Consider the following 18,986-nt stretch of genomic DNA (forward strand, 5'->3'; position numbering starts at 1 on the left):
TTGCACAAACCTTACGAGGAGGATCGCCCCAACATGGCGAACTACACTGCAGCAGACGTGAAGAAGCTCCGCGAGATCACCGGCTCCGGCATGATGGACTGCAAGAAGGCACTCCAGGAGACCGACGGCGACTTTGAGAAGGCCGTTGAGAACCTGCGCATTAAGGGCGCAAAGGACGTGGGCAAGCGCGCTGAGCGCAACGCCCTCGAGGGCCTCGTTGCAGTTTCCGGCAACACCATCGTGGAGATCAACGCAGAGACCGACTTCGTGGCCAAGAACCAGGAGTTCAAGGACCTCGCCGCTAAGATCGCCGACGCCGCTGCCGCTGTGAAGGCGAACTCCCAGGAGGAGCTGGCAAACGCTGACGTCGACGGCCAGACCGCGCACGAGGCGCTGCAGGTCCTGTCCGCAAAGATCGGAGAGAAGCTCGAGCTGCGCCGCGCCGCAACCGTCGAGGGCGACAACGTTGCGAAGTACCTGCACCAGCGCTCCGCGGACCTGCCGCCGGCCGTGGGCGTGCTCGTTGCCTACACCGGTGACAACGAGGAGGCCGCTCACCAGGTCGCTCTGCAGATCGCCGCGATGAAGGCTCGCTTCCTCAAGCAGGAGGACATCCCGGCCGAGGTCGTGGAGAAGGAGCGCGCGGTGCAGGAGGAGATCACCCGCAACGAGGGCAAGCCCGAGGCTGCCATCGAGAAGATCGTCCAGGGCCGCATGGGCGGCTTCTACAAGGACGTCGTGCTGCTGGACCAGCCGTCCCTCGCAGACTCCAAGAAGACCGTGAAGCAGTTCACGGAGGAGAGCGGCATCGAGATCACCGACTTCGTGCGCTTCGAGGTCGGCCAGGCGTAAGCAATCTGCTTATCGACGGTGCCGTGAGCCCCGTCGATCCTGTTCCGCTCTAGCGCCCTGCCCCCGGGAAACCGGGGCGGGGCGCTTTCGCGTTCTTTGCAGTGCATTTACCTGGTTGCGGGGGAACTGGTTAGAATCGGGTGCGAATACGCAAGCTTTCGATTCACCACCCGGCATTTGTGCATAAGGAGTGTCACACCGTGACTGATTTCGCCCTCAACCGCAACGGATTCAAACGCGTCATGCTCAAGCTTGGCGGTGAGATGTTCGGCGGCGGCAAGGTCGGCATCGACCCGGACGTGGTGGACAGCGTCGCCTCCCAGATCGCCGAGGTGGCCAAGGCGGGCACCGAGGTCGCCGTGGTCATCGGCGGCGGCAACTTCTTCCGCGGAGCGGAGCTGCAGAAGCGCGGCCTGGACCGTGCGCGTTCTGACTACATGGGCATGCTCGGCACCGTCATGAACTGCCTGGCCCTGCAGGACTTCTTGCAGCAGAAAGGCGTGGACTGCCGCGTGCAGACCTCCATCAACATGGCGCAGATCGCTGAGCCGTACCTGCCGCTGCGCGCCGCCCGCCACCTGGAGAAAGGCCGCGTGGTCATCTTCGGCGCCGGCATGGGCATGCCGTACTTCTCCACCGACACCACCGCTGCGCAGCGCGCGCTGGAGATCGGGTGTGAGGTCCTGCTGATGGCCAAGGGTGTCGACGGCGTCTACGACGACGACCCGCGCACCAACCCGGACGCCAACCTGCTCACTGAGATCTCGCCGCGCGAGGTGCTTGAGCAGGGCCTCAAGGTGGCGGATGCCACCGCGTTCTCCCTCTGCATGGACAACAACATGCCGATCCTGGTGTTTAACCTGCTCAAGGAGGGCAACATCGCCCGCGCCGTTGCCGGTGAGCAGATTGGGACCTTGGTGGCCTAGGAGTCCCTTCGGTTTGGGAGTGTGCCCCGGCGGTGTTGACCGCCGGGGCTTCCTTGTTTCCGGGGCGTGTGACAGACTTCCGCAGAAACGATTCACCCAGACCGTCCCACCTGGGGAATTGTCGGCCAGGGCTCGGCGGCCGGGGAAATTTTACGCACTCTCGTCATGTGCGCGCCGCCCCAGGATCACCACTTACCCCTCGCGGCCCAGGAGCCCTTCCACCTGCCAGGCGAGGTTGAGCAGCTCCGTCGCGTTGACGGCGGGGCGCGCCGCGCTCCCGAGTACACCCAGGTGGATGCCTCCGATCGCGATCGCGGCGCTGCCGGTTACGTTGAACACCGAGCACCATGGCGACCAGACCGTCTGCTGGTAGAAGCTCTCCTCGGGAGACAAGGACGGGAAGTACCCCAATCGCGGCGGGTCGAAGGCCAGGGTGGGAGAGAGGACTACGTCGACGTCCCACTGCCGGGCAAGCAGGTGCGGGAGCACGTCCAGGTGCTCGCGGACGCCGCGCATCTGGGCGCGGGTGACGCGCGCCCCCTCCTGCGTGAGCCACTGGAGGTACTCGCTGTCCAGCGGGTCGACGCTGGTGAAGGAGCGCTTGATGCGGCGGGAGAAGTGCGCGAAGGTGTCGCCCGCCTGGGCGTAGGCGCGCAACGGGACGACGTCGTGGTGGAGGGAGAGCGCCCCCGCCAGCTGGTCCACCGCGTCCGCGCGGGAGGGTGAGAGATGGGAGGGGGCGAGGAGGGCGTCGAGAAGCACCCCGACCCGCAAGCGTCGCGGATGCGTGGGGCGCATGCCGTAGATCGTGCACTGGTCGGCGACGGTGCGGGTAAGGAAGCCGTGCGCCGCGACGTGGGGCGAGGCGGGCTTGAAGCCGACGATGTCGCACGCCGCGGCGGGCACACGCAGCGAACCGCCCGCGTCCGTTCCGTGCGCCGCGCGGACTTGGCCCTCCGCCACCGCAACCGCGGCACCGGTGGAGGAGCCGCCGGGCGTGCGGCCGGGGAACGCTGGGGACTCGAGCACCGGGACGCCGGGGCGCTCGGCGTAACAGGTGGCGCCCAGCTCGGAAGTGAGTGTTTTGCCGGGGATGGTCGCGCCGGCGTCGAGAAGCATGGGCACGATGGCGTCCGTGCGGCGCGCCACGTAGCTGCGGGCGGGGTTGCCGTTGGTGGTGGGCCAGCCGGCGACGTCAACGGAGTCCTTGACCGGGATGTCCCAGCCCGCGAGTCTGGTGCGGGACGGAGCGGCAGCGGCGTCGACGGGCGGGGGCGCCAGGGGAGCGCGGAAGGAGAACGCCGATTGCTGCATGGCAACAGTGTAGGCGGGGCGAGCGCTGGTAGATTAGTGGGGAACGTTAACGAGCAAAAGGTAGGTAAACCATGATTGATGATGTCCTGTTGGACGCAGAAGAGCGCATGACTTCCTCGGTGGAGCACACCCGCGAGGAGCTGGTCACCATCCGTACCGGCCGCGCCAACCCCGCAATGTTCAACGGCGTCATGGCGGAGTTCTACGGTGCGCCGACCCCGATCAACCAGATGGCCACCATCTCCGTGCCGGAGCCGCGCATGCTGCTGATCAAGCCCTATGACATGTCTACCCTCCAGGAGATTGAGAACGCGATCCGCAACTCCGACCTGGGTGTAAACCCGACCGATGACGGCCAGGTCATCCGCGTCACGGTGCCGCAGCTCACCGAGGAGCGCCGCAAGGACCTGGTCAAGCACGCGAAGCAGAAGGGCGAGGAAGGCAAGATTGCCATCCGCAACGTCCGCCGCCAGGGCATGGACCAGCTGAAGAAGATCCAGAAGGACGGCGACGCCGGCGAGGACGAGGTCAAGACCGCCGAGCAGTCCCTGGACAAGACCACGCAGGGCTACGTCGCACAGATTGATGAGCTGGTGCAGCGCAAGGAAGACGAGCTGATGGAGGTCTAACCTCCCGCACAGTCGCGCAACTATCCGCCAATGGAGGCACGCCGTGGACATCGCGCCGTGGCGCCGGACGAGACCGAAGCGAGGAGCCAGTGCAACCACACCGCAACGAGCAGAGCGATCTTGACAACCGGAGGGTTGCGGAGAGGTCCAGGTGGCCGTCGTTAAGGCTCAAGGCGCCCACGCCGAAGAACAATGCGGGGCGCGACCTGACCGCTGCGATCACGACGGCGGTGGTGCTCGGCTCGCTGGTAATCGGTGCGCTGTTGGTGGGCCCGTTGGCCTGGTACCCGCTTGTTGCCGTGGCGGTGGCGCTGGCCATGTGGGAAGTGCTCACGCGCCTGCGCGAAGCCGGGTACCAGCAGCCGCGCACGCTCCTGGTCATCCTGGGGCAGATCATGCTGTGGGCCTCCGCCACGTACGAGACGGCCGGCCTGGTCACGGGGTTCGCGTTCACGGTCCTCTTCCTCATGTTCTACCGGCTATTCCCCAACGGCCGCCACACCACGCCCGAGAACTACCTGCGCGATACCGGTGTGGGCATCTTCGTCCTCGTGTGGATCCCGCTCTTCGGGAGTTTCGCCGCGATGATCTCGCTTATCGACGAAGGTGCCCTCCCCGCCAGCCGCTTCATCGCCGCATTCATGCTCTGCGTCGTAGCCAACGACGTCGGCGGCTACGCCGCGGGCGTCATGTTCGGCTCGCACCCGATGGCGCCCGCGATCAGCCCGAACAAGTCGTGGGAGGGCTTCGCCGGCTCCGTGGTGTTTGGCGTGCTCACCGGCATGGCCGTGGTGCACTTCCTCATCCAGGGGCCCTGGTGGATGGGTGTGGTGTGGGGCGTTGCGCTCGTCCTCTGCGCCACCATGGGCGACCTTGTGGAGAGCCAGTTCAAGCGCGAGCTGGGCATCAAGGACATGTCAAACTTGCTTCCAGGCCACGGCGGGCTGATGGACCGCTTGGACGGGATGCTGCCCGCCGCCAGCGCGACCTACATGCTGCTCAACGCCGCGGCGATTATGAACCCGCTGTAGCGGCCCTGGCAGCGAACGGGCCGCGGAGATTAGTCAAGACGCGGGTTACGTGCCAAAATAGGGCACACTATGAGCGACGTACCCAAGATCCAACTCCTTTCCCCGAAGCGCGGCATGCCGCCGAAGCACTTTGCTGACCTGACCAAAGAGGAACGCGTCGAGGCCCTCAAGGAGCTCGGGCTGCCGAAGTTCCGCGCGGACCAGATCGCGCGCCACTACTACGGCAAGTTCGAGGCGGACCCGCTGACCATGACGGACCTCCCCGAGGCCCAGCGCCAGCTGGTCAAGGACGCGCTGTTCCCAACCCTGCTCAACCCCGTGCGCACCGTGGAAACCGACGAGGGCGACACCACCAAGACCTTGTGGCGCCTGCACGACGGGATCCTGCTGGAGTCCGTGCTCATGCGCTACCCGGACCGCGCCACGCTGTGCATTTCTTCCCAGGCGGGCTGCGGCATGGCGTGTCCGTTCTGCGCCACCGGCCAGGGCGGTCTGGACCGCAACCTGTCCACCGCGGAGATTGTTGACCAGGTTCGCGCAGCCGCCGCGATGATGGCGGCGGAGGGCTCGCGCCTGTCCAACATCGTCTTCATGGGCATGGGCGAGCCGCTGGCCAACTACAACCGCCTGCTCTCCGCAGTCCGCCAGATAACCCAGCCCAGCCCGGATGGGTTTGGCATCTCGCAGCGCAACATCACCATCTCCACCGTCGGGCTCGCGCCGCAGATCCGTCGCCTCGCCGACGAGGGCCTCTCCGTCACTCTCGCCGTGTCGCTGCACACGCCTGACGACGAGCTGCGTGACACCCTCGTGCCCATCAACAATCGCTTCGCCGTCTCCGAGGTGCTCGACGCCGCGTCCTACTACGCGGATCAGACCGGTCGCCGCGTCTCCATCGAGTACGCGCTGATCCGGGACATCAACGACCAGGACTTCCGCGCCGACATGTTGGGTAAGAAGCTGCACAACGCCCTCGGGTCCCGCGTCCACGTGAACCTGATCCCGTTGAACCCGACGCCGGGTTCCAAGTGGGACGCGTCCCCGCGCGACCGGCAGGACGAGTTTGTCCGCCGCGTGATCGCCCAGGGCGTCACCTGTACCGTGCGCGACACGAAGGGCCAGGAGATCGCCGCAGCCTGCGGCCAGCTCGCTGCCGACGAGCAGGCGGGGTAGGCCGGCCCGCACGCGTGCGGGCGGCGAATGCACGGGGAGACTGACCGCCCGCAACCCGAGCATAAAAAGGGCCGATCCCGTCTGACGGGATCGGCCCTTTGCCTTGTTGCGGCTACTGCGCGGCGTGCTTGCCGCGCGGGGTGACTTCGACAACCTCGACGTCGTGGTCCGCGCGGTTCACGTGGACGGCGCCGTCCTTGCGCACGGATGCGGAGCCGGCCGCGGTGGCGTGGCGGTCACCGGCGGCAACGGCCTGCTGCGGTGCGCGCAGGTGCTGGATGCGGGCCGGGTCGATGTTCAGGGCGCGCAGCTGACGCTCGTCCAGGTTGGCGTACGCGCCGGACAGGGTCTTCTGGTCGTAGCACCAGTCCGGTTCGACGTGGCCCTGCGGCTTGTTGTGGGCGGTGACGGTGCGCTTTTGGTTCAGCTTCGGCTGCGTCGCGTGCAGGATCAGGCCCAGGGCGATGAGGACGGCAATGGCGATGAGCCAGATGGTCTCAACGTGGCCCTTGTGGTTACCAAAGTTGTAGGCGATGAGCACCAGAACAGACACCCAACCGGCGGCCTGGATCGTGCCGCGGCTCTGCTCGCTCCAACCGAAGCGTGCAGACGGGACGTCTGCCTCGGAAACGCCGTTGTACACCTCAGGTGCCTTTTCGTTCGCGTGGGCCACTGCCATACTCCTTCAAGTCAGCGCTAAATGCTTCGGCCCGCGCCCTTCCGCAGTGCGCTTTGCGCAGCGCAAACGGAATCGCAGCCGGAGCAGGAAACAATTCTGTGGACTATATTGTCATACTTCCGTGGCAATCGGTGACTTTGTACCCCTAATAGGTGCAAACTTTCGTCCGATCTGCCAGCCGTCGGTCCACCCGTCGAGCAGCCACACCGGGGCGTGCAACAATGGCGGGGTGAAACGAATTGTCATTCTCGGCTCAACCGGATCAATTGGCACCCAGGCGTGCGAGGTTATTCAGGACAACCGCGACGCCTTCCAGGTGGTCGGCATCGCCGCCGGCGGCCGCGACCCGCAGGCGATCATCACGCAGGCGAAGGAATTTGGGCTCCAGCCCGGCCAAGTCGCTGTCCAGCGCGAGGACGCCGCGGCGCAGGTTGGTCAGGCCCTCGGCGGAGCCGTGCTGAGCGGTGAGGACGCGGCCCGGCAGCTCACCGAATCACACGCCGCGGACGTCGTGCTCAACGCGCTTGTTGGGGCGGCGGGGTTGGCGTCGACAATCGCTGCCCTGCGCAGCGACGCCGTGCTGGCGCTGGCGAACAAGGAATCGCTCGTGGCCGGCGGCCAGGTCGTGCTGCGGGAGGCGAAGCCGGGCGCGCTGGTGCCGGTGGATTCGGAGCACTCCGCGATGGCGCAGGCACTGCGCGCGGGCCGCCGGGACGAGGTCGCCCGCTTCGTGCTCACCGCATCCGGCGGCCCGTTCCGCGGCCAGACTCGCGAGCAGATGTGGGGCGTCACGCCGGAACAGGCCGTCACCCACCCCACCTGGTCGATGGGCACGATGAACACGATCAATTCCGCAACCATGGTGAACAAAGGGCTCGAGCTCATCGAGGCGTCCCTGCTCTTTGACGTGGAGCCATCGCTTATCGACGTCACCGTCCACCCCCAATCCATCGTCCACTCCATGGTCACCTTCATCGACGGCGCGACGATCGCGCAAGCCTCGCCACCGTCGATGAAGATGCCGATCGCGCACGCCCTCGCGTGGCCCGGCCGCGTCGCGGGCGCGCAGCCCTCGCTGGACTTCACAACCGCATCGGAGTGGACTTTCGAACCGCTGAACAACGAGGCGTTCCCGGCAGTGGAGCTTGCACGCCAGGTGGCGAGCGCCGGCGACCCGTACCCGGCGATCTACAACGCCGCGAACGAGGTGGCCGTCGACGCGTTCTTTGATGGGAGGATCCGCTTCCCGCAGATCGTGGACACGATCGACGCCGTGCTTGACGCCGCGGGCAGCTATGCGCACACCCCGACGTGCATTGAGGAGATCCTCGAGGTGGACGCGCAGGCGCGCCGGAGCGCGGCGGACTCCGCGGACGCGCTGGCGCGCAAACAGTAAGAGGGAGCGCTCATGGGCATCATTGGTGTTGTCCTGTTTGCGCTCGGCATTGCTGTGTCGATTGCGCTTCATGAGGCGGGGCATATGGCGGTGGCCCGCGGCTTCGGAATGCGTGTGCGCCGCTACTTCATCGGTTTCGGGCCGACGGTGTGGTCGGTCACCCGCGGGCACACTGAGTACGGCGTTGCCGCCCTGCCGTTCGGCGGCTTCTGCGACATCGCCGGCATGACCGCGCAGGACGAGCTGGCCCCGGACGAGGCCCCGCTGGCCATGTACAAAAAGCCGTGGTGGCAGCGAGTGGCGGTGATGGCCGGCGGCATCGTGATGAACCTGTTCATCGGCGTCATCATCACCTACTTCGTGGCCGTTCTCGCCGCCATCCCGAACCCGTACGCGGATCGCACGCCCACGGTGGGTGAGCTGTCGTGCACCTCCGACCAGATCGACGCGGAGACACTCGCCCCGTGCGAGGGCGACGGCCCCGCCGCGCAAGCCGGCCTCCGCCCGGGGGACAAGCTGCTGGCTGTCAACGGCCAGGACATCGTCGCGTTTACGGAAGTGCGCGATTACGTCATGGAGCGACCCGGCGAAACGGTGGCCCTTGACGTCCTCCGCGACGGCGCGGAGCTCACCGTCGACGTGCCCGTTGCGCGCGTGACGCGCATCGACCCCGCCAGTGGGCAGGAGTTCGACGCGGGCGCTATCGGTGTGACGAGTGCGCCGGTCGCGGACGCGATGCGCCAGTTCGGGCCGCTTGAGGCGGTCCCGGCGACCGCGAAATTTACCGGTCAAATGCTGCACGCAACCGTCGATGGCATTCTCGCGTTCCCGAGCAAGATCCCGGGCGTCGTGGCATCCATCTTCGGCGCGGAGCGCGACGTCAACGGCCCAGTCAGCGTGATCGGCGCCTCCCGCGCTGGCGGTGAGCTGGTCCAGCAGGACCTGTGGTCCATGTTTTGGATGATGTTGGCCAGCATGAACTTCTTCCTCGCCCTGTTTAACCTCGTGCCGCTGCCTCCGCTGGACGGCGGGCACATCGCGGTGGTGCTGTATGAAAAGGTGCGCGACCTCGTCCGCAGGCTGCGCGGGCTCGGCCCCGGCGGCCCGGCGGACTACGAGAAGCTGATGCCAGTGACGTACGCCATGGCTGCGGTGCTGCTTGTGGTGGGTCTCTTCGTCATGGCCGCGGACGTGGTGAACCCGATCCGCCTCGCTGGCTGAGCTTGCGTGCGGTGCTAGAGTTGGGCACTATGAATCTCCCCATCGGATTAGGTATTCCTGAAGGCCCGCCACCGACCCTGGCGGAGCGACGCAAGACCCGCCAGCTGATGGTGGGGAACGTGGGCGTGGGCTCCGAGCACCCGATCTCGGTGCAGTCCATGACCACGACGAAGACGCACGACATTAACGCGACACTGCAGCAGATCGCGCAGCTGACCACCACCGGTTGTGACATCGTCCGCGTGGCGTGCCCGAAGACGGTGGACGCGGACGCGCTGCCGGCCATTGCGGCGAAGTCCCCGATCCCGGTGATCGCGGACATCCACTTCCAGCCCAAGTACATTTTCGCCGCCATTGATGCCGGTTGCGCTGCGGTCCGCGTGAACCCGGGCAACATCAAGGAGTTCGACGGCCGTGTGAAGGAGGTGGCGAAGGCAGCGGGCGAGGCCGGGATTCCGATCCGCATCGGTGTTAACGGCGGTTCGCTGGACAAGCGCCTGCTGGAGAAGTACGGCAAGGCTACCCCGGAGGCGCTCGTCGAGTCGGCGATTTACGAGGCCGGTCTGTTCGAGGAGTACGGCTTCGGCGACATCGCCATCTCTGTCAAGCACTCCGACCCGGTGCTGATGGTGGAGGCGTACCGTCAGCTGGCGGAGAAGACCGATTACCCGTTGCACCTCGGCGTGACCGAGGCAGGCCCGAAGTTCATGGGCACCATCAAGTCCTCCGTCGCGTTCGGCGCGCTGCTCTCGCAGGGCATCGGCGACACCATTCGTGTGTCCCTCTCCGCCGACCCGGTGGAGGAGATCAAGGTGGGCGACCAGATCCTGCAGTCGCTCAACCTGCGCCCCCGTAAGCTGGAGATCGTGTCCTGCCCGTCGTGCGGCCGCGCGCAGGTGGACGTGTACAAGCTTGCCGAGGAGGTCACCGCGGGTCTGGAGAACTTGGAGTACCCGCTGCGCGTCGCCGTGATGGGGTGCGTTGTCAACGGTCCGGGTGAGGCTCGCGACGCCGACCTGGGCGTCGCCTCCGGCAACGGCAAGGGCCAGATCTTTGTCAAGGGCGAGGTCGTGGAGACCGTCCCCGAGGCCGACATCGTGGAGACCCTGATCCGCCACGCGAACCGAATCGCGGAGGAAGAGGGTATGGAGAAGGGCGACGGCGGCGCTGAGGTCAAGGTCACTAACTAGACCGAAGCGTGCTGTGAGCGTGGCAGCGTCGGGCGAGTGCCCGGCGCTGCTATTTTTATCCCATGCAACGACTCCTCGCCCTGCTCACGGGCGCGGCTGTACTTACCACCGCGCTCGCCGCATGCACCCCGCGCCCCAACGATGCGCAACCCGTGGCACAGGAGATGCTTGAAGCGATCGCGTCCCGCGAGGTGGGGGAGCTCGATGCGCTTGTCGACGACCCCTCGACCGCCGCCGCTTCAATCAACGAGAATTGGGACGGCCTCCAGGCCGAGGCGCTCGACGCCCGGATAACCAGCGTGAGCCAGACGGAAAACCTCGCCACGGCCAACTACTCCATGAACTGGGAGCTGCCCCGCGGCCGCGAGCTCAACTACGACGGCCAGATGACGCTCACGCAGTCGGGTGAGAACTGGCAGGTGCGTTGGCAGCCGAGCGTCCTTCACCCGCGCCTTGGCGCCAACCAGCACCTGGAGCTGCGCTCGATCACGCCGAAGGAGGCGAGCGTGGTGTCTGCCGACGGCGTCGAGCTCCTGCGCCCCGGCGTTGCATACCGGCTGCTGGTGGACAAGGAATCGCTCGGCTCCGTGCCGGACACCGCGTTCAAGATCTCTCAGGCCCTCACTGCGGGCCACGAGGCGGATCGCGCGGTGCCGCTTCGCGACGCCGGCGAGCTCACCAACGAACTCGAAGGCGCAGGTGGCGTCTACTCCGCCGCCATGATTCCCCAGGCCGCGAAGGGGGTTGTGGAGCACGAGCTCGACGGCATCGCTGGGGTGCGGCTGAACGAGGAGGCGTCGATGGTCAACGCCGACCCAGCGTTCGCCCCGGACATCATGGCGCGGGTCGGCCAGCTGGTCCGCGACGACCTTGAGGGCGACGCGGGTTGGAACGTGAGCGTGGTGAACGAGAATGGGGCGGCCTACGAGGAGCTGGAGCGCGAAGACGCCGCGCCTGCGCCCGCCGTGCACATCAGCCTGGACCACCGGGTGCAGCAGGCAGCCGAGTCTGCGCTGGAGCCGGTTGCGGGCCAGCAGGCGATGATCGTGGCCATCCGCCCGTCCACCGGCGGCATCCTGGCTGTGGCTCAGACCCCCGCTGCCGACGCGGATGGTAACGTCGCGACGATGGGGCAGTACCCGCCGGGTTCGACGTTCAAGATCATTACTGCGGCCGCGGGGATGGAGCGGCAGGGTCTGAATCCCGGTTCAACGGTGCCGTGCCCGGGCACGATGAACCTGTTCGGGCGAACCGTGACCAACTACGCCGGGTTCAGCCTGGGCAACGTCTCGTTGGAGTCTGCGTTCGCGCACTCCTGTAACACCTCGTTTGCCGATATTTCGACCCAGCTTGCCCCCGGAGAGCTGCAGGAGACGGGCAAGCAATTCGGGCTCGGGCTGGACATGAACATTCCGGGGTTGGACACTATCACCGGCTCGATCCCCGAGGGCGAGGAGCCGTTGGACCGCACTGAGTCCGGCTACGGGCAGGGCTTGGATCTGGCGAGCCCCTTCGGCATGGCTTTGGTCGCGGCCACGGCTGCGCACGGCCAGATGCCGGTCCCGTTCCTCATCCAGGGGAAGGAAACGGAGGTGGACGGCCAGGTGGGGCCGATGACTCCGGAGGTCGCCGCTCAGCTACAGCAGATGATGGGTGCGGTGACGGCCCCGGGCGGTACGGCGACGGGGATGACCGCCGGCGGAGACATCCGCGGCAAGACCGGTGAGGCGGAGATCAACGGCGGCTCACACTCCTGGTTCGCTGGGTACAGGACGGACGACGACATTGCCTTTGCCACCCTCATCGTGCTTGGAGGAGGCTCCGAGGCGGCGGTCGCGGTGACCGACCGAATGCTGCACAACCTCAACCCGTAGCGCGGGTCGGCGCGAATCGGGGTTTGCGCACTTGGGGACTACCATGGGGCGCATGAGTGCAAGAGGAAAGTTGAAGCCAGGAAAGCAGACACCGATCCGCAAGGTGCCCAAGGACATCGAGCGTCCGGAGTACGCGTGGAAGGACGACGTCCAGGAGAACGTGGGCGAGCCGCTCGTGCAGACGGTTGAGACCGTGGAGTGTATGCGCGAGGCGTCGAAAATTGCGGCAAACGCGCTTGCTGTGGCCGGCGCGGCGGTGGAACCTGGGGTGACTACCGATGAGATCGATCGGATTGCGCACGAGTTCATGTGCGACCACGGCGCGTACCCGTCGACGCTGGGGTACCGCGGGTTTACCAAGTCCTGCTGCGTGTCGTTGAATGAGATCGTGTGCCACGGGATTCCGGATACGACGGTGATTGAGGAAGGCGACATCGTCAACATCGATGTCACGGCGTACAAGAACGGGGTGCACGGCGATACGAATGCGACCTTCCTCGCGGGTGAGGTGTCGCAGGAACATCGGGACCTGGTCGAGCGCACGTACAAGGCGACGATGCGCGGCATCAAGGCGGCAAAGCCTGGCCGCGAGATCAACGTGATCGGCCGCGTGATCGAGTCCTACGCGCAGCGCTTCGGCTACAACGTGGTCACGGACTTTACCGGCCACGGTGTGGGCACCACCTTCCACAACGGTCTGGTTGTGCTGCACTACGACTCCGATACGTACCGTGATGTGCTGGAGCCGGGAATGACGCTCACCGTGGAGCCGATGATCAACCTCGGAGGGCTCGAATACGACATTTGGGACGACGGCTGGACGGTGCAGAACCGAGACGGGGAATTCACGGCGCAGTTCGAGCACACCCTGGTGATCACCGACGACGGCAACGAGATCCTCACCATCCCGGACGAGCAGTACGCCGCCGGTCAGCTCATGCTGGGGAGCTAGGTTGGTTCTTCTCCGTGGCCGCGTCTTGATCTTGACGGCGCGGCTTTGCACATGGCGCTAGCTCCATGTGGTCGGCGGGGAACACCACGACCTGGGGTTTCCTCCGCGGTAGTTCGTACTTGGAGCTAGCGCCATGCACGGGAGCGGACAAAACGTTCGTGTTCCAGGCAGCTGAGACAACCCCCCAAAGCACACGAAAAAACCTCCCGCACCGAGACGGTGGGGAGGTAATTCTTTGCTAGGACTCAGAAGTCCTGAGCAGTGCTTCTTACAGCTTGATCAGGCCGTTGTAGGAAGCGAAGTTGAAGCCTGCGATGACCAGGCCAACGAGAGCGCCGATCGCGGAGACGATGGTGCCGTCGATCCAGATGCGAGCCCACTGCGGGAGAGCCTCGGCGTTCTTCTCCTTGCCGAATGCGTCAACGCCGTAGAACGGCTTATCCGCATCGTTGACGTAGTGGGAGGAACCCTTGCCGTTGAAGAGGCCCTCGGTGCCGTCGGAGATGGACTCGTTAAAGGACTTGTCGCCCTCGCGGCCGTCGAAGCCCTTGAATGCGACGGAGTTGTCCTTGTTCTCGGTCTCGGCCTTCGGACGGTTCGCCGGCTTTTCGTAGGAAGCCTCGGTGGTGGCCGGGGTCTCCGTGGTCTCAGCGGACGCGACGGCGACGCCACCGAAAGCGACGGTCAGTGCGGTTGCGGATGCAACTGCTGCGGTGCGGAAGTTACGCATTGATGTTCCTTCTTTCGAGAAAGTCGTTAGTTGTTGTGTGCGGAATTCCGCGACTTACATGTTCGGGAGGCCGTGGACAACGAAGTTGTAGGCCGGGCCGACGACCAGGCCGACCAGTGCGGAGACAGCGGCGAAGATGGTCGTGGCGTAGAAAGCAATTGCCCAACCCGGCTGCTCACCGAAGTGCTCCTTCTCGGAGCCGAAGATCTCACGGCCGTCGGCAGCGGTAGCGTTGCCGTTCTCGTCGTAGGCGCCGAGGGAAGCGCCGATCTTGGTGGAAGCGGACGGCTTCTGGGCGTCTGCCGGGGTCTGGTTGTTGGTCTCCGGGGCGGCAGTCTCTTCAGCTGCGGCAATGGTGGTGGAGCCGAAAGCCAGGGCGACTGCGGTTGCGCCTGCGAGGGCTGCCTTACGGAAATTACGCATGAAACGAAATCCTTCTCTGATAGTACTTGCAAGACGTCCGGGGATTAACGGAGAAAATCCAGGGGCCAAAGCTCCTAGGACCGAATGACAAGCCCGATGGACTCGGATCCCGGTGTCGAAAAACCACACTAATGGATAGACGGCATGAATGCACAAGTGAACCGCGAAAAAATTTCAAGAAACGTGAAAATGGGGCCTCTCGTATCGTGGCTTTTGGGGTTCCTGTTACACAACCATTATCTGACGTGGGTTTTTGCTGCTCGATTCTATGTTTTTCCTGGAAAAGCGTTACACCCCCACAACGGGGGTGGACGAACGGTCTAAAATTCGTAAAAGTCCAGGTCGAGGCCCAAAAGTGCGTTCTCCACTACTTCCGGCAACGCCGGGTGAATCCAGTACTGGCGGCGCGGAATTTCCCGCAAGTCCAGGTCAAACGCCATGATGGTGACCAATTGCTGGATCAGGGTGGAGGCCTGTGGCCCAATGAGGTGAGCTCCCAGGAGTTTGCCAGACTGGCGGTCAGCGACGAGTTTCACCAGACCTGTCGTGTCCTCGAGCGCCCAGCCGTAGGCCACATCGCCGTAATTCTGGACCTTGACGGTGACGTCGTGGCCGGCGTCGCGAGCTTCCTGCTCGGTCAGGCCCACCGACGCGATCTGCGGGTGCGTGAACACGGCGTAAGGTACGTGCTGGTGCGGCATCGGCACGAAGTCGTCGGAATCCTTCATCGCTGCAATGACGTTGTGGGTCACCGCGCGCTGCTCCGCGTTGGCCACGTGCTTGAGCTGGTACGGGGAAGAGGCATCGCCGAAAGCCCAGACGCCGTTGGCGGTGGTACGGCCGTACTCGTCAACCGCGATGCGCCCGTCCTCGCGCACCTCGACGCCACCGGCGGCGGCGTCGAGTCGGTCACCGTTGGGCACACGTCCGGTGGCGATGAGGAGGGCCTCGGAGGTGATGGCGGTGGCGTCGTCAAGCGTGAGCTCCACCGAGTGCTCGTCGCCGCGCGCGGACGTGACGGTACGGCCGATGTGGGTGGTGAAGCGCTCGGTGGCAAGTGCGTTGAAGCGCTCGTGGATGTCGGCGTCGAGTGCGCGCATGAGCGGTGAGCGATTCACGATGGTCACCTCGCAGCCAAGCGCGTCAAAGATGTGCGCGAACTCCATGGCGATGAAGCCACCGCCCACGATCGTGAGCGACTTCGGCAGCTCCGGCAGGCGCATGATGTCCTCGTTCGTGTGAAACGGCACGCCCTCGGCCCACTCGGGGATGAACGGACGCGCGCCGACGGCCAGGATGATCGTGTCGGCGCTGATTCGCTTCTCTGCGCCCCCTTGCCCTGTCACCAATGTCTTCGGTCCCACGAACCGTGCGTGCATGTCGTACACGGTCACGTTCGGGCACTCGTCGCCGCGTCGGTATGCTTCGCCGCCGGCCGCGATCTGGTCCACGCGATCCCCGAAGACGCGCTGCTGGATGGCCTTCCAGTCGGCACCGCGATATTCCAGATTTACGTTGAGCCGCTCGGCCTCGCGGGCCTGGAGTGCTGTATCTGCGGCGAGGACGAACATCTTCGTCGGAATGCAGCCGACGTTGAGGCAGGTGCCGCCAAACGTGCCCTCTTCCACGATGGCGACTTTTTTGTCGTCGAAGTCCGGTGTGAGCACGCTGTTGCCGGAGCCGGTGCCGACGATGATGAGGTCATAGTGTTCGGTGTGCTCGGTGTGCTCGGTGTGCTCGGTGTGCTGATTGGTCATGCGATGACTCCTTTATATATACGTCTATGTTGAGTTTGGGACAATTGGGATTTGAGAGGTGTTCTGGGGCGGCTTAGCGGTGCGGCAGCTCGTCCAACCAGGAGGTACACGCCTTGAACGCGGACTCGCGAGCGTACTTCCCGGACAGGAAGACGTCGTGGCGCGCCCCGTCGATGGTGGCGATCACGCAGTCCTGAGCAAGGTGCGGCGCCCACGTGCGGATCTGGTCGACGTCCAGCACCGTATCGGCAGTGTCCGCGGCGGGGGAGTACTCCTTGCCCAGGTAGGAGTGGGAGGAAACAAGGGTGAGCAGCGGGACTCCGGTATCCACGTCGTCAGAGTGGATTCGTTCCTGGCCGTCCACAATCGCCTTGAGCCAGCCCGCGTACTTCGTGTGCCCGCCTAACGGCTTCCACTTCGTATTGAAGTCCCACTCGCCGTTGTGGTCCACGTGCAGCGACTCGCCGTAGGTGGAGAGGGACCCTCCCGGCAAAGGCACGCGCGGGAGCATGCCGCCGCCCACCTTGAGGACCGGCTTGACCGTCTTGACCAGCAGGGGGGAGAACTGCATGTCGATCCATGGGCTGTTGAGTATCAGGCCCGCCAGCCGCGCGTGGTCTGCGGGTCGCTCCCGGCGCAGCCAGTCCGCCCACAGCGAGGTGATCAGCCCGCCGGCGGAGTGTGCGAGGGGGACGACCTTCGCGCCCTCGCCGCGCTCGCCGACGATGACGTGCAGCGCGTCCGTGAGCTCGGGGAAGTAGTTGGCAAGGTCCTCGGTGTAGTGCCAGTACTCGCCGTTTTGCCGCGAGCGCCCGCACCTGCGCAGGTCGATGGCGTAAAAGGCGTACCCGGCGGCGGTGAATTCCTCGGCGACGTGAGTCTGGAAGAAGTAGTCGCTCATCCCGTGTACCCAGAGGATCGCGGGTTTTGTCGGATCAACCGCGTCCGCATTGAGGCTCGTTCGCACAATGGTGGCGCGCGTGCCCTTCCCGGTATCAGGGTCCTTGCCCTGCGGGAGGAACGCGGATTCAAATCCGTCACCGAGCACGTCGGGGTACCAGTCGGGGCTCATGCTTGTCGACGTCACGCCGTCCCAAGCGCCTGCGGGGGTGTTCTCCGGGGTCTTTGTCATGTCACTGATCCTAGCGAAGGGGGTGGGGTGCACGGTGGCGTCGAGAAGCGTGAAAGCCGTGCCATGCAGGCCAAACATCGTACCATTATCCGGGGGTATGGGTGGACAATGGCGGAGGCAACTGGCGTATTGTGGATGGGTGACGTGAAGGCGAGGTGCACTCGCAATGAATACACAGTGAATGAGGGAAATCACGATGTCTGATACAGCAGCCAACCGCTACGACGATGAGGTGGACGTCCTCCTCATCGGCGCCGGTATCATGTCCGCGACACTCGGCGCTATGCTCCGCCAGCTCGAGCCAAACTGGACCCAGGTGATCTACGAGCGCCTCGAGGGGCCTGCGCAGGAGTCCTCCTACGCGCTGAACAACGCCGGCACCGGCCACTCCGCGCTGTGCGAGCTGAACTACACGCCGGAGAAGAACGGCCGCATCGACGTCTCCAAGGCGATGGCGATTAATGAGAAGTTCCAGGTCTCCCGCCAGTTCTGGTCCCACCAGATCGAGCACGGCGTGCTGGGCGATCCGAGCGAGTTCATCAACCCGGTCCCGCACGTCTCCTTCGCGCAGGGCGACGACCAGATTGACTACCTGCGTCGCCGCTACGACGCGCTATCTGCAAACCACATGTTCCCCAACATGCAGTTCACCGACGACCAGGACGTGTTCGCCGAGAAACTGCCGCTGATGGCCAAGGGCCGCGACTTTGATGCCGAGCCCGTCGCGATCTCCTGGACCGACGCGGGTACGGACATCAACTACGGCGCGCTGTGCAACCAGTTCTTCGACGCAGCCACCCAGGCGGGCACCGAAATCCGCTACGGCCACGAGGTCACCAACCTCAAGCGCGAGGGCAACTTCTGGAAGGTCACCGTGCGCAACGTGCACACGGGTGACAAGAAGGTCACCCGCGCGCGCTTCGTCTTCGTCGGCGCGGGCGGATACGCCCTGGACCTGCTGCGCAAGGCGGGCGTGCCCGAGGTCCGCGGCTACGCCGGCTTCCCCATCTCTGGCATGTGGCTGCGCACCACCAACCAGGAGCTCGTCGCCCAGCACAAGGCAAAGGTCTACGGCAAGGCGAAGGTCGGTGCCCCGCCGATGTCCGTGCCGCACCTGGACCTGCGCGTCATCGATGGCGAGGAGTCTCTGCTCTTCGGCCCGTACGGCGGCTGGACCCCGAAGTTCCTGAAGAAGGGCTCGTACCTGGACCTGTTCAAGTCCATCCGCCCGGACAACATCCCGTCCTACCTGGGCGTTGCGGCCACCAACTTCGGCCTGGTCAAGTACCTGGTGGAGGAGGTCTTCCGCGACTTCGACGGCAAGATGGACGTCCTGCACGAGTACTACCCGGAGGCCGACCCGAAGGACTGGGAGGTCGTCGTCGCGGGCCAGCGCGTGCAGGTGATCAAGCCCGCGCCGGCACCATCCTTCGGCTCCCTCGAGTTCGGCACGGCGCTGGTCAACGACCAGTCCGGCTCCATCGCCGGCATCCTCGGTGCGTCCCCGGGCGCATCCATCACCCCGTCCGCGATGCTCGAGCTGCTCGAGCGCTGCTTCGGTGAGCGGATGATCGAGTGGCGCGAGGAGCTCCACGAGATGTTCCCCACCTACGGCAAGTCCCTCAAGGACAACAAGGAGGCCTACGACAAGCAGTGGGCCTGGACCGAGAAGACGCTGAAGCTCGAGGACAAGAAGTAGTCACCCCA

The 18,986-nt window shown here is 65.2% G+C and carries 17 protein-coding genes; 11 read left to right on the forward strand and 6 right to left on the reverse strand.

Translation table 11 applies throughout. The features are described 5' to 3' along the window. The first annotated feature begins 33 nt into the window (after positions 1-33). Together tsf and pyrH are read left to right on the forward strand one after the other, a co-directional pair. Positions 34-852: a translation elongation factor Ts gene (gene tsf / locus FPP74_RS03485; protein ID WP_095536760.1), complete on the forward strand. Its 819-nt coding sequence runs from the start codon at positions 34-36 to the stop codon at positions 850-852. 242 nt (positions 853-1,094) lie between these two features. Further along, positions 1,095-1,778 carry a UMP kinase gene (pyrH, locus tag FPP74_RS03490; RefSeq protein WP_222428211.1) on the forward strand — a complete coding sequence of 228 codons (684 nt, stop codon included), beginning with the start codon at positions 1,095-1,097 and terminating at the stop codon, positions 1,776-1,778. Between the two features lie 192 nt (positions 1,779-1,970). On the opposite strand, the gene FPP74_RS03495 is transcribed toward pyrH, so the two are convergent. Next, positions 1,971-3,092, reverse strand: a complete 1,122-nt coding sequence (locus tag FPP74_RS03495; RefSeq protein WP_144717167.1) for an amidase — start codon at positions 3,090-3,092, stop codon at positions 1,971-1,973. A gap of 71 nt (positions 3,093-3,163) precedes the next feature. On the opposite strand from FPP74_RS03495, the gene frr reads away from it, so the two are divergent. The 3 genes from frr (at position 3,164) to rlmN (ending at position 5,925) form a co-directional block, all read left to right on the forward strand. Then, the gene (gene frr, locus FPP74_RS03500) at positions 3,164-3,721 is read left to right on the forward strand and encodes a ribosome recycling factor (RefSeq protein ID WP_095277445.1); all 558 of its coding nucleotides are present in this window, start codon (positions 3,164-3,166) and stop codon (positions 3,719-3,721) included. Positions 3,722-3,927: 206 nt separating this feature from the next. Beyond that, positions 3,928-4,752 carry a phosphatidate cytidylyltransferase gene (locus FPP74_RS03505; RefSeq protein WP_255456056.1) on the forward strand — a complete coding sequence of 275 codons (825 nt, stop codon included), beginning with the start codon at positions 3,928-3,930 and terminating at the stop codon, positions 4,750-4,752. Positions 4,753-4,821: 69 nt separating this feature from the next. Further along, the gene (rlmN, locus tag FPP74_RS03510; RefSeq protein WP_095277440.1) at positions 4,822-5,925 is read left to right on the forward strand and encodes a 23S rRNA (adenine(2503)-C(2))-methyltransferase RlmN; all 1,104 of its coding nucleotides are present in this window, start codon (positions 4,822-4,824) and stop codon (positions 5,923-5,925) included. Between the two features lie 112 nt (positions 5,926-6,037). Here rlmN and FPP74_RS03515 read toward each other — a convergent pair whose 3' ends face one another. Next, positions 6,038-6,604, reverse strand: a complete 567-nt coding sequence (locus tag FPP74_RS03515; RefSeq protein WP_095545893.1) for a DUF2631 domain-containing protein — start codon at positions 6,602-6,604, stop codon at positions 6,038-6,040. A 229-nt stretch (positions 6,605-6,833) separates the two neighbouring features. On the opposite strand from FPP74_RS03515, the gene dxr reads away from it, so the two are divergent. The 5 genes from dxr to map all read left to right on the forward strand — a co-directional run bounded on the left by dxr (position 6,834) and on the right by map (position 13,237). Further along, positions 6,834-8,000: a 1-deoxy-D-xylulose-5-phosphate reductoisomerase gene (gene dxr / locus FPP74_RS03520; RefSeq protein WP_144717169.1), complete on the forward strand. Its 1,167-nt coding sequence runs from the start codon at positions 6,834-6,836 to the stop codon at positions 7,998-8,000. A 12-nt stretch (positions 8,001-8,012) separates the two neighbouring features. Beyond that, positions 8,013-9,221 carry an RIP metalloprotease gene (locus tag FPP74_RS03525; RefSeq protein WP_144717170.1) on the forward strand — a complete coding sequence of 403 codons (1,209 nt, stop codon included), beginning with the start codon at positions 8,013-8,015 and terminating at the stop codon, positions 9,219-9,221. A 29-nt stretch (positions 9,222-9,250) separates the two neighbouring features. Beyond that, entirely contained in the window at positions 9,251-10,411 is a 1,161-nt protein-coding gene (ispG, locus tag FPP74_RS03530) for a flavodoxin-dependent (E)-4-hydroxy-3-methylbut-2-enyl-diphosphate synthase (protein WP_095277430.1), read from the forward strand. Between the two features lie 62 nt (positions 10,412-10,473). Beyond that, positions 10,474-12,285, forward strand: a complete 1,812-nt coding sequence (locus FPP74_RS03535) for a penicillin-binding transpeptidase domain-containing protein (protein ID WP_144717171.1) — start codon at positions 10,474-10,476, stop codon at positions 12,283-12,285. Positions 12,286-12,337: 52 nt separating this feature from the next. Continuing rightward, positions 12,338-13,237: a type I methionyl aminopeptidase gene (gene map / locus FPP74_RS03540; RefSeq protein ID WP_144717172.1), complete on the forward strand. Its 900-nt coding sequence runs from the start codon at positions 12,338-12,340 to the stop codon at positions 13,235-13,237. Positions 13,238-13,505: 268 nt separating this feature from the next. On the opposite strand, the gene FPP74_RS03545 is transcribed toward map, so the two are convergent. The 4 genes from FPP74_RS03545 to FPP74_RS03560 all read right to left on the reverse strand — a co-directional run bounded on the left by FPP74_RS03545 (position 13,506) and on the right by FPP74_RS03560 (position 17,279). After that, entirely contained in the window at positions 13,506-13,967 is a 462-nt protein-coding gene (locus FPP74_RS03545) for a hypothetical protein (protein WP_122086664.1), read from the reverse strand. 54 nt (positions 13,968-14,021) lie between these two features. Then, positions 14,022-14,390, reverse strand: a complete 369-nt coding sequence (locus tag FPP74_RS03550; RefSeq protein WP_144717173.1) for a hypothetical protein — start codon at positions 14,388-14,390, stop codon at positions 14,022-14,024. A gap of 320 nt (positions 14,391-14,710) precedes the next feature. Beyond that, the gene (gene mtr / locus FPP74_RS03555) at positions 14,711-16,147 is read right to left on the reverse strand and encodes a mycothione reductase (protein WP_144717174.1); all 1,437 of its coding nucleotides are present in this window, start codon (positions 16,145-16,147) and stop codon (positions 14,711-14,713) included. A gap of 73 nt (positions 16,148-16,220) precedes the next feature. Next, positions 16,221-17,279 carry an alpha/beta hydrolase gene (locus FPP74_RS03560; RefSeq protein ID WP_255456051.1) on the reverse strand — a complete coding sequence of 353 codons (1,059 nt, stop codon included), beginning with the start codon at positions 17,277-17,279 and terminating at the stop codon, positions 16,221-16,223. A 196-nt stretch (positions 17,280-17,475) separates the two neighbouring features. On the opposite strand from FPP74_RS03560, the gene mqo reads away from it, so the two are divergent. Then, a complete protein-coding gene (gene mqo / locus FPP74_RS03565) occupies positions 17,476-18,978 on the forward strand; it encodes a malate dehydrogenase (quinone) (RefSeq protein WP_095536750.1) in 1,503 nt (500 codons plus the stop codon). Positions 18,979-18,986 lie beyond the last annotated feature (8 nt).

The organism is Corynebacterium sp. NML180780 (assembly GCF_007786415.1).
GTDB classification, from domain to species: Bacteria; Actinomycetota; Actinomycetes; order Mycobacteriales; family Mycobacteriaceae; genus Corynebacterium; species Corynebacterium gottingense.